Here is a 10005-nt window from a genome sequence, read left to right on the forward strand (position 1 = left end):
CCCGTAAAACGTCATCAATCTAAAAAAAACATTTTCCGCCAGAAACTAACTCTCTCATTCCATGGTTTATCAACTAATGGAGAGTTACTTAACGTAAAGTCTGGGCGCGAATAATTCAAATTAGGATTATAGAACGGATCATCTCTAAGAACCTGCTTCCAACGGGTCCTCATGTAGTCCGCCTCCATCTTAGACCTGGCAACCTTATCCGGACTATCATCCTTTCCTCTAGTGGCGGATTCATGATGGTATAATTTTGCATAGGGAGTAAAGACAATACGCTTACCATGCTCTCTTATTCGTAAACAGTAATCGACATCGTTAAATGCAACAGCAAGATTTTCTTCATCCAGTCCGTTAAGTTGATTAAAAATCTCTTTTGATGTGAGAAGGCAAGCAGCCGTGACCGCTGATAGATCTTGAGCCATAATCGCTCTGGATTGATAACCAGGCGCATCGCCATCAAGACCAATATGAAAGTGATCAGCACAGCCCCCTGGTCCAACAGCATCTCCTGCGTGCTGGACTGTCCCATTAGCGAAAAGAAGCTTTGCTCCAACGGCACCAACATTTGGCTGTTGTAACTGTCCCAGCATGATATCAAGCCACTCAGGAGTAATCACTTCGGTATCATTGTTTAACAAGCATAAAAAATCACCTTGAGCCTTACTCGCTGCAAAATTATTTATGGCTGAATAATTAAAAGAATAATCATAAGGTATGACTTTTACCCTTTCATCCTCAACAATTTTTTCAAAAAATTGCAGTGTTTCGTCCATATTGCTTTGATTATCAACAATCAAAATTTCAAAGTTTGAATATAACGTCTGTGTCAACACACTGAAAACACAACGCTCCAGATGATGCAGCATATCTCTTGTAGGTATAATAATACTAACTAAGGGATTACCCAACGGCTTATATATAATCTTATTGAATCGTAAATTATTATAAAAACCTACTGAAACTCCGTTTTTTTCGAGCATATCTTTCACAAAAAAAGACGGTTCAGGTTGATAACTACCCATCCACGCATCGTGAAACAAAACTGCAGGAATCCTCTTAACTTCATAGACAGAGTCAGCATAAGGCTTAGTTATTTTTGTAACATTTATCGCCAACTCATATAAATTTAAGTTTTCAGTAAATTCATATGGTAAGAGAGCATTAAGATTTACAGCAATGAGTCCGCCAATATAATTCGTAGCGAAAAGGAGTTCAGGCGACCACTCTGGTTTAAATACAGGGTCAATACGATCGCCAGACTCATCAAGTCGATCATGGTCAGAGTAAATAAGCGCAAGCTTTGAATTTCGTCTTATTTCAGAATTAAGCCAAAATAAAGCATGACACCTAAGCTGTACATAATCTTCAATAAATACTACCCAACCCTGCTCTGAAAAATTCGTTCTTTCAGAGAGCCACTCAGTAAGAGCCCATACTTTAAAGCTCGCATATAGCTGCGTATCTAAAGAGCGCTTCAGGCCTTGACTATTACCTGAACAATCTATGATTACAACATGTAACGTCGTAGTATCCGTCCACTTTCTAATGACTTTCCTGATTTTTTTCTTATCTCTGGAGTCTACTTTATCGAATCGCTCAATCCAGTTAGAATAAGCTAAGACAGGGCTATATGATCGAAAGCTACTTGATATGGCATAAGCTTTCTGCAAACTAAATATAGGGGTATGCCAACGTAAACCTGACTTATAAACCTTATCCGATGGTTGATGATAATAGGTAGTTAATACTCGAAAATACTGTCTATACAAGCGCTCTAAAAAACCTATCTTAATAATCTCAAATGGCTTTGCTTTAAAAGACCCCAATGAGTTCATCGGCTGAAACTCAATACTGACAATATCATCAGGCAGACAAATAACTTCAAATAAATTACCGTTTAAGCTAACAGGAAGGTCGAATAAAAAAACAGAACCAGAGCTTGAAGTTTTGACAATCAACTTAGCCGAAAAGTCACTCCCTTTTCGTTCAAGCTTCGAGCGTATTGAAACCCAGCCCGATGGATAACCTGCATTGTTCACAGTTTTTAGTGAAACAGTTGCTGGCACAGAATTTACAAACCATGTAGACGCGCTTGCATCATAGCCAGCCCCTTCCTTTTCAAACAGATTAAATACCATTATCTATAAACACCAACTACTCATAAATTAAATATCATTTAAAAATTAAAAATAAAACTAACAAGACTGAGAGCACTGAATGGTTACTTCTTTTAATAAAGCCCTTCGACCTGAAATTTCAGCATACAATTTAGCAGTCTTGAAACAGCCTGGAAGATCGAATGCAAAACCACAGAGTTCGTGACGGGTCAACATTGGCCCTTCACACATCTCCCTGACAACATCAGGTCGTTTTATCATTAAGGGAACCCGCCACTCACACCCTTTACCGACCTGTACAATAATGTAAGCGGCATCCTCAGCATTTTCAGTTAATAACCACCCGACAAGCTTCCATCCAAGTTGTGTTTGTTCAATAACACCTTCATTGGAAGGAGAATCTAAATGCCATTTATAAACACCCAAATCCTTTATCTGCCTACTACTAGCAGATCCACCCCAACGGAGGTCGGAAGCCATACTGAAGTAAACATTTGCAGAGCGAGGTACAACTTCAGGATATAGCATAGATTTGAAAGCACAATGGAGCTCATGTACAGCGTTTAATAAACCGTCTGAATACCGCCATGACTCTTCATTTCGATCATGACTTTCGAAATACTGTTTATGCTTCTTCCGCCCTTGAGTCGCAGCACTACCATTCCGTGATTTACCCACGACAAACTCTTCTAATGATTTAGTCACATAGTGATTCACACGTAAATGATCCCAGACCAGATGCTGTGTAACCCCATGCTTTCCATCCAGTATATCCAGAGGTTCTCCCAACGTATTGATATAAGACCCTCCACTGGTATTGATATGATGGGGATTCATGAAATTAATAATCGATTCGCGACGCGCTATCGATTTATAATTTCGGTTAGCGGTAAACTTAGGAGACGACTGTCGGGTAAATCGTTCGATCACCATCCCCTCTTCTCGAAACAGCTGTCCAGCTGAGCCAAAACAGGCCCAATTCATGGCCAGAGCAGAGACCTCCGAGTTTTCGAACAAGCGGTCAAGAACAGAATGAATAGTCAAAGAGCCATCAGTAACCGTTATATATTCATCCGCATCAATAAAAGCAATCAAATCGATCGATTCAGGGCATTTTTTTAGCAATTTTTGATACGCAGGAAGCTGGGGTTTGACGTCACCTTTAGTTGGAAAATCGATTGTGGTCACTAAACCACTATCAGCAAGTTTTCGCAGTAATTCAGGAGTCTCATCGGAGCTATCATTGTTTGCGATCAAAAAATGAGACACACCAATTACGCAATGATAAGCGATCCATTCGAGCAGATAAGATGCTTCATTTTTAACGATAGCAGCAATAGCAATATTCAAGCGTACGTTCCGTATATTCGATAATACACTGTAATCCAGCGAATGAGTGGGGTTGAGTACATAAGAAAAGCTAATATCGTCTGAAGTTTATTAACTCAACAACGATGAAAAAGGCGATTCATTAGAAAAAACTTTGGCTCTAAAGGCGTCTTCTCCATATGCATCCGACACCATTAAAGCCCCTCTTTTAGCTGTTTCGTGAAGTAAGCTACGATTTTCAGCTAAACAGTGGATATATTGACCTACAGATTCTACCTCACCAAAAGGCACTAAAAAACCACAACCAGGTGTAATCAACTCTGAAAGCGCGCCCCAACGGTAAGCAACCACACACCTTTGAGACGCCATCGCCTCCAGCACGCTGCGCCCGAAAGACTCTTGAAAATGCGATAAATTAACAACAATATCTAATTCAGACAAAGCATTTCTGGCCTCGTCGACATATCCAAGATAGGACAAGTTACCTTGAAATTGACCATCCTCCCGAAGTTGCGTGATATGTTCATTATCAGGGCCATACAATCTGAAATCTGCGAGCACCTGATGCGCTTCGCACCACTGCGACAAAGCCACGAAATCCAACAAACCCTTTTTAGGCAGATTGCTACTCAACATGCCAACCGATAATCGCTCAGCCGACGGCATAGGGTTAATATCATACTCAGCACAGTGAATCATATTCGGTAACACATAACTGCGATTGTCGTTGATATAAGAGGCGACTGCATTTGAGTTCGCTATAAACTTATCCGCACTCATCAGTAAATGCTGTCTGATTTCGTCTGGAGACCCTCCTAACACCCCACATAACGCCTTATCTGCTGGGGGTAATTCGCGCACATGTATCACCCGCTCCACCGACAGAGTATCGGCTGCGAGTAAAGGTTCAGATAAAACCAGAGTATTTACATAAACCTGCGCTACATCGTAGCACTTAATAATATTTTTGAATGACTCAATCACTGCGAGATCAGGCTCTTTCTGAAGATGCCACCAGTGATAAGGTAAAATCACAAGCTTGTGAACAACTGCACGCACCGCTTCTATATAAGCAGGCGAAGACGCAGAAGGTAAAGCGACGACAATATTAATGTTACTGTCTGATAATATGGTTAAGACATCCAAGAAGCTTCGCTCTGCACCAAACCACTGCTTGCTCACGGTATGTCCACACGCCAATAAGCAAGGCGCATCATCAACCCAGTCAAGACGTCCAGTCAAATGAGGGATAGCCGTTGATATATCCGCACCGTGCTCCTGCCAGAAAACCAAAGGATTCTGAGAAATAGATAATCCATGCGCATAACGATAACCACTCGTGCTAAACAAAGCACTTGGATCACGCCCTTCCTCAGCCCCATGTAGGCAGTAATGCCGAAGGGCCTCAGACGCATCTCCCTGCACATCAGGATACTTTTCTAAATACCACGCTGAATCAAATAAAGGGTTGTCCTGCAGCAAGAGTTGATCATTATGAGCCTTTTGCTCCTCGTCACCCCGGCAAATAAGTGACGGAACAGGAAATGGCCGTTTAGTCGGTGATGCGGAAAGGTATAACTGATCAGGCGATGTCGACTGCTGCCATTTCATAGCAGCTTCTTGATAATCTCTGCGCACACCTGAAAACTGTGTGCGCAGATGGGTAGCAGATTGCTGTGTTAAAGAAGATGCGTCCACCCTACCAAACGCAAGCGGCACACCGGGTAGAACCTCCCCGATCGACTGTTCACCAAAAACGCGCTGAATACGATAATAATATTCAGTATCAGCATTCACAGAAACCCGATCCCAAAACCCGATTTTTTTTACCACGCTGGCACGAAACATCAATGAAGAGACATTTCTATGAATCCACCCCTCTTCCATGCGCCAACGCTGAAAATTAAGCTGGTTATCGCAACGCACCCAATGGGATACACTGGCCTGCAGTTTAGAATTTTTTTGCAGCGCGTTAACCTGGCACTTGAGCTTATCAGGATGAGACCAGTCATCACTATCGTGTACGGTAATGAAATGACCTGTCGCAAATTTGAGTGCGGTATTTCGTGCAGCATAAGCACCTTGATTAACTGTATGGCGTAACAAGCGAATACGCTTATCCCGCTTAATCCACTCTTCTATCACTTCAACAGAACCATCCGTTGAACGATCATCCACCACTAAAATCTCAATATTTTGCCATGTTTGTGTCAATAAACAAAAAAGTGCAGTGCCAATAGTGTCAACTGCATTAAAGCAAGGGATGATAACGGTTACTTTTTTCAGCTGCTGAAGTCTCGCTAGTGTGTTCGCTGCAAAAGAAGGTTCAACACAAGGCATAGGAATCATAGTATCCAGCGATAAAACATCTTGTCTCAGCGTGTCCACAGCAATGGCTTGCACCTTCGCACCAAACCAAATCTCGTTAAAAACCTCTATTTTAGTACTACCGCGCTGTAACATAGCGGATGCTAATTGTTTATCCGGACTATCTGACCACTCAGAACTCACCAACAAATCTTCTGATCGTTGTAGATCACCTAATTGATAATATGCGGTAAACAGCAACAACCAAGGCCCTTGATGATTTAATATCAACTGCGCACATGGCTCAGAAAAAAAATGCGGCAAGATATCGCACACGTGCTGCCATTCACCAAAGGAGGCATACCAACGCGCTAACACCCATGCTGCAAGTGCGGCATTGATAGTTGTATCTTTTTCTATTTTTTTAAGGTCTTCGATAATGCAGGTAACATCGGCAATAGGAAGTTTCCATAAAACTTCATCTAACACATAAGCAGAAAATAAGCATGGTAAACGACCTTCGTAAATACCGTAGTTTTTATAGTGCAGCCAAGGGTCAATATCCTCATTAAATACATCTGGATTAGATTTAAGGTAATAATCAGAAGAAAATACCGAAAATAATAAATTTAAAGAAGATGGTTCATGCACGCTCAAATTAGCCCTCTGAGTACTCAGCTATAGAAAAATCGAGCCCTAAAAGGAAAGATTCAACTCCGATAGTTTTCGGTTCAACATCCTCAACAACAAGTTTTAACTGTTCAATTTCAGAACAAAGCTTATCCTTCATTACTTGATAGTCAGATGTTACCGAACGATACTTATCATTTGCTGCAGCAAGTTTATCCTTCAAAATATCAATCTGTTCATGCGCATGACGATATTTATCGTTAGCATCTTTCAACTTTTCTTTGAGTATATTCAAGGCACTAGCCTGGTTATAAGTATTTTTTCCATTATCAAAGCAGTGCTGAACTATTCTTTCTTCTGTTAACTCATTTATATGAATAAAAAAATGGGTGGGCGTAGCATTAAATGTGTTCCAATAAACATAACCTGAGCTCACCAACAGATCGTGAAGACCCAAAAAGTCACCTTCTGTTTGCGCCTCAATATACAACAGCGGTTTATCCCTACGTATTAATTCAAGCCCGCCTTTTAAAACATCCAGTTCCATACCTTCGACATCAATTTTTATTGCACGAACTGTATCGATGATAGCTAAAGAATCCAAGGTTATAACATCAATACTACCTTGTTCTGGCAAGATTATAGATAACGACTGGCCACCAAGATTCTCAGGGTTGAGAGCTGAAAAGCATGCCTTTCCTGGGGCAGAGCCAACCCCTACCTCATGAAGATGTACTTTATCTAGAAGGTTATTCAGTTCAATACTTTGTCGTAAAGGTATACAGAGATCTGGATTAGGTTCGAACGCGATGATCCGACAGCCACAAACTGCAGATAGATATAAAGTGTGATTACCAATATTTGCACCAACATCCAAAACGAGATCACCTTCCAAGAGTTCTTTACTCATGGCTTTAAGCATGGGAAGCTCATATGGTTTGCCTTCCTTAGCAAGCATGCCTTGAATGTAGTCAACTTCCCAGAAAGGCAAAATGACTTTATAGCAACCTTTTTCTGTTAAAACTGAAAAGATATTTTGTATCACATAGCCACCAAACAACTCTACTGACTTAAAAACCAGACTTATTAATGATAATATTCCACTGCTGTCCCGTTAAGCGATAGTAAAAAGGCCTAAAATCCAATTAATCATGGTACAACCAATCACCCCAGCCTATTGAACCACATAATTAAATCAGGCTTACTCACATATTAACACAGTTTTTGCGTATTCTGGCGAAGCTAAACGGTGTTTCTGGTTGAACGTGAACACCTGATCTTTCCCGCATCGGGCTCTCAGTCTTTTTACCCTAAGCGTTCACATTCCGTCAATTCGGACTGTATTCTCCGCATCGGGTCTCCTTTTAAATTTATTATGTCTGCTTTGTACATGAGGGGTAATCCTCCCCTTTTTAGCAGGTGCTAAAAGTAGAAGTTAAGCGACCATCAAGGTGGTTTACCACCGTTGGCTTTATGTGTGTCGTTCATGATTGTAAAACCATAACCAGCTTGTTGCATAGTCTTGTACTTCATCCAGCGTTTCGAATAGGTGCTTGCTCACCCAGCTATACCTTATCGTGCGATTGTGCCGCTCAATATAGGCATTCTGTTGAGGATTGCCTGGTTGAATGTATTCAATGCGTATTCCGTTCTTTCGTGCCCAATCGGTAAATTCATGACTGATAAACTCTGGGCCATTATCGCAGCGGATGACCAACGGCTTACCACGCCATTCAATCAACTGGTTAAGCGACCGTATGACGCGTATCGAGGGTAGTGAAAAGCCTGCGTCAATCGCTAAGCCTTCACGCCTGAAATCATCTATCACATTAAATAAACGGTATTTCCTACCGCCAGACAACTGGTCGCGCATAAAGTCGATTGACCATACCTGATTGGCTCGCAGTGGCTGCTTTAACGGCTCAGGTTTGTGTCTTTTAAGCCGTCTGCGAGGCCGTATCCTCAGATTCAACGACAGCTCACAGTAGATACGGTAAATCCGATTATGGTTCCAATGAAAGCCTTTAACGTTGCGAAGATAGTCAAAGCACATACCAAACCCCCAGTCGGTATCTTTCTCAGTCAACTGAATGAGCCAGTCTGCGATTTCACTATTCTCAGAGGCTAACTTAGGCTGATAGCGATAACACGTTTCGCAGATGCCGAGCGCTAAGCATGCCAGCCTGATACTGACTCCCTTTGCCGCAATAACCTGTTGCGCCATCACCTTGCGCTGAGACGGCTTTACCACTTTTTTTTGTAAAGCCTCCTGAACAATTTCAGCCTTGAGACGCTCTTCAGCATACATTTTCTTCAGCCGTCGATTTTCATCTTCAAGCTCTTTCAATCGGGTCATCAGGGACGCATCCATACCGCCGTACTTCGCGCGCAATTTATAAAATGAGGCTGAGCTCATGCCATGCTCACGGCAAAGCTCGGGTACAGGCGTTCCCGCTTCAGCTTGCTTAAGAATCGCCATGATTTGGCTATCGGTATAACGTGACATTTTCATGCAGAACCTCCTGCGTATAGATTACGAGAAAATTCTACTTTTGAGCACCGTTATTTTTCGGGGGGATTACCATATAATAAAACTCAACTTTAGCCCCTCTTCTTAATACTATCTCTCAATTTTGAAATATTGCTATCTAATAAAAAGTTTAATATATAGGACAAAAGAAATGCAAACAATAATGCCAATAAAAACGCCAAAAAACCATTTATTGATAAACCTTTCGTGGGCTCATTAAAAAGTAAATACGAAGCTAAAAGACCACACTGCCAATGACAAAGATATATTGGTTAGCTAAAATCACCCATAAATTTATCAAAGCTTTTACTAAATATCTGTTTACCATTGAGATATAGTATAACGACGACCAATACAGACAGCACTAAATTACTATATATACCAATCTCACTAAAGTACTTTTCAGCATATGGTTGAAAGTACTTTATAGCGCTAAATAATACAGCATTTATGACATATAGGATCAATAAAAACAAAGGAGAGTCTAACTTAATTAGTTTAACGAAAGATAAAATTTCATTTTTAAAACTAGACCCCTTAATTTTCTCCCAATTATTTCTCCAAATAATAAATTTTGAACCTTTTGAAAATCTAATTCTGTTCCTAAAGACTTCTCTCCACTTGGTAAAGCTTGCTCTCCACTAAATTTTAAAGCTTTTACCATTAAACTAGAAGCTTTATCAATTTTAAAATTAGCACTACTTAATAGTGATGATTATATGGATAAATTTAGGTAATAAACGTCCAATTAAGGTGAAGTCCAAATTTTTTGAAAACTAGGTCCATCAGATTTTGGTGGATTGGCTGGTTTATCAATCTGAACGGTCATTGGAATTGGAAAGTCAACGCCAACTAATGCTACTTCACCTTGCTTCAAGTTTGGGAGAAAAGATGCTGCTGAGCGATCTATCTCTCCGCATGCTCTTTCTACTACCTCTCTATCTCTGTCATTTGTTAAGCGATGGACTAACAATGTCCCCATTTGACTGAGAACACCTTCAGTAATATCTCTTGGTCTTTGAGTTGCTAAACAAATATTCAATCTGCGTATTCTCATGACTTTGATCACCGATTCTCATCAGCTTT

At 40.8% G+C, this 10005-nt stretch carries 7 protein-coding genes; all 7 read right to left on the reverse strand.

Annotated features, from left to right (window positions below; all coding sequences use genetic code 11):
* Nucleotides 1-14: 14 nt before the first annotated feature.
* On the reverse strand, nucleotides 15-2144 hold the full coding sequence (locus Q0499_RS16320; RefSeq protein ID WP_299201293.1) for a glycosyltransferase family 2 protein: 2130 nt from the start codon (nucleotides 2142-2144) through the stop codon (nucleotides 15-17).
* 57 nt (nucleotides 2145-2201) lie between these two features.
* Entirely contained in the window at nucleotides 2202-3473 is a 1272-nt protein-coding gene (locus tag Q0499_RS16325) for a glycosyltransferase family 2 protein (RefSeq protein WP_299201296.1), read from the reverse strand.
* Nucleotides 3474-3563: 90 nt separating this feature from the next.
* The gene (locus tag Q0499_RS16330; RefSeq protein WP_299201317.1) at nucleotides 3564-6410 is read right to left on the reverse strand and encodes a glycosyltransferase; all 2847 of its coding nucleotides are present in this window, start codon (nucleotides 6408-6410) and stop codon (nucleotides 3564-3566) included.
* Nucleotides 6411-6417: 7 nt separating this feature from the next.
* Entirely contained in the window at nucleotides 6418-7434 is a 1017-nt protein-coding gene (locus Q0499_RS16335) for an FkbM family methyltransferase (protein ID WP_299201299.1), read from the reverse strand.
* A 401-nt stretch (nucleotides 7435-7835) separates the two neighbouring features.
* Nucleotides 7836-8901, reverse strand: a protein-coding gene (locus Q0499_RS16340) for an IS3 family transposase (RefSeq protein ID WP_299201302.1) whose coding sequence is annotated in 2 segments (ribosomal slippage) — nucleotides 7836-7868 and nucleotides 7870-8901 — 1065 coding nt in all. Because the reading frame shifts where the segments join, the coding sequence is not laid out codon by codon here.
* A gap of 511 nt (nucleotides 8902-9412) precedes the next feature.
* Complete coding sequence (locus Q0499_RS16345; protein WP_299201305.1) at nucleotides 9413-9583, reverse strand: hypothetical protein; 171 nt, start codon at nucleotides 9581-9583, stop codon at nucleotides 9413-9415.
* A gap of 84 nt (nucleotides 9584-9667) precedes the next feature.
* On the reverse strand, nucleotides 9668-9988 hold the full coding sequence (locus tag Q0499_RS16350; protein WP_299201308.1) for a hypothetical protein: 321 nt from the start codon (nucleotides 9986-9988) through the stop codon (nucleotides 9668-9670).
* Nucleotides 9989-10005 lie beyond the last annotated feature (17 nt).

The organism is uncultured Amphritea sp. (assembly GCF_937127095.1).
Classification (GTDB): domain Bacteria; phylum Pseudomonadota; class Gammaproteobacteria; order Pseudomonadales; family Balneatricaceae; genus Amphritea.

What these genes read in the sequence shown, in the direction of transcription:
- Q0499_RS16320 (WP_299201293.1), bottom strand. Translation starts at nt 2,144, where the DNA reads ATGGTATTTAATCTGTTTGAAAAGGAAGGGGCTGGCTATGATGCAAGC.
- Q0499_RS16345 (WP_299201305.1), bottom strand. Translation starts at nt 9,583, where the DNA reads ATGGTAAAAGCTTTAAAATTTAGTGGAGAGCAAGCTTTACCAAGTGGA.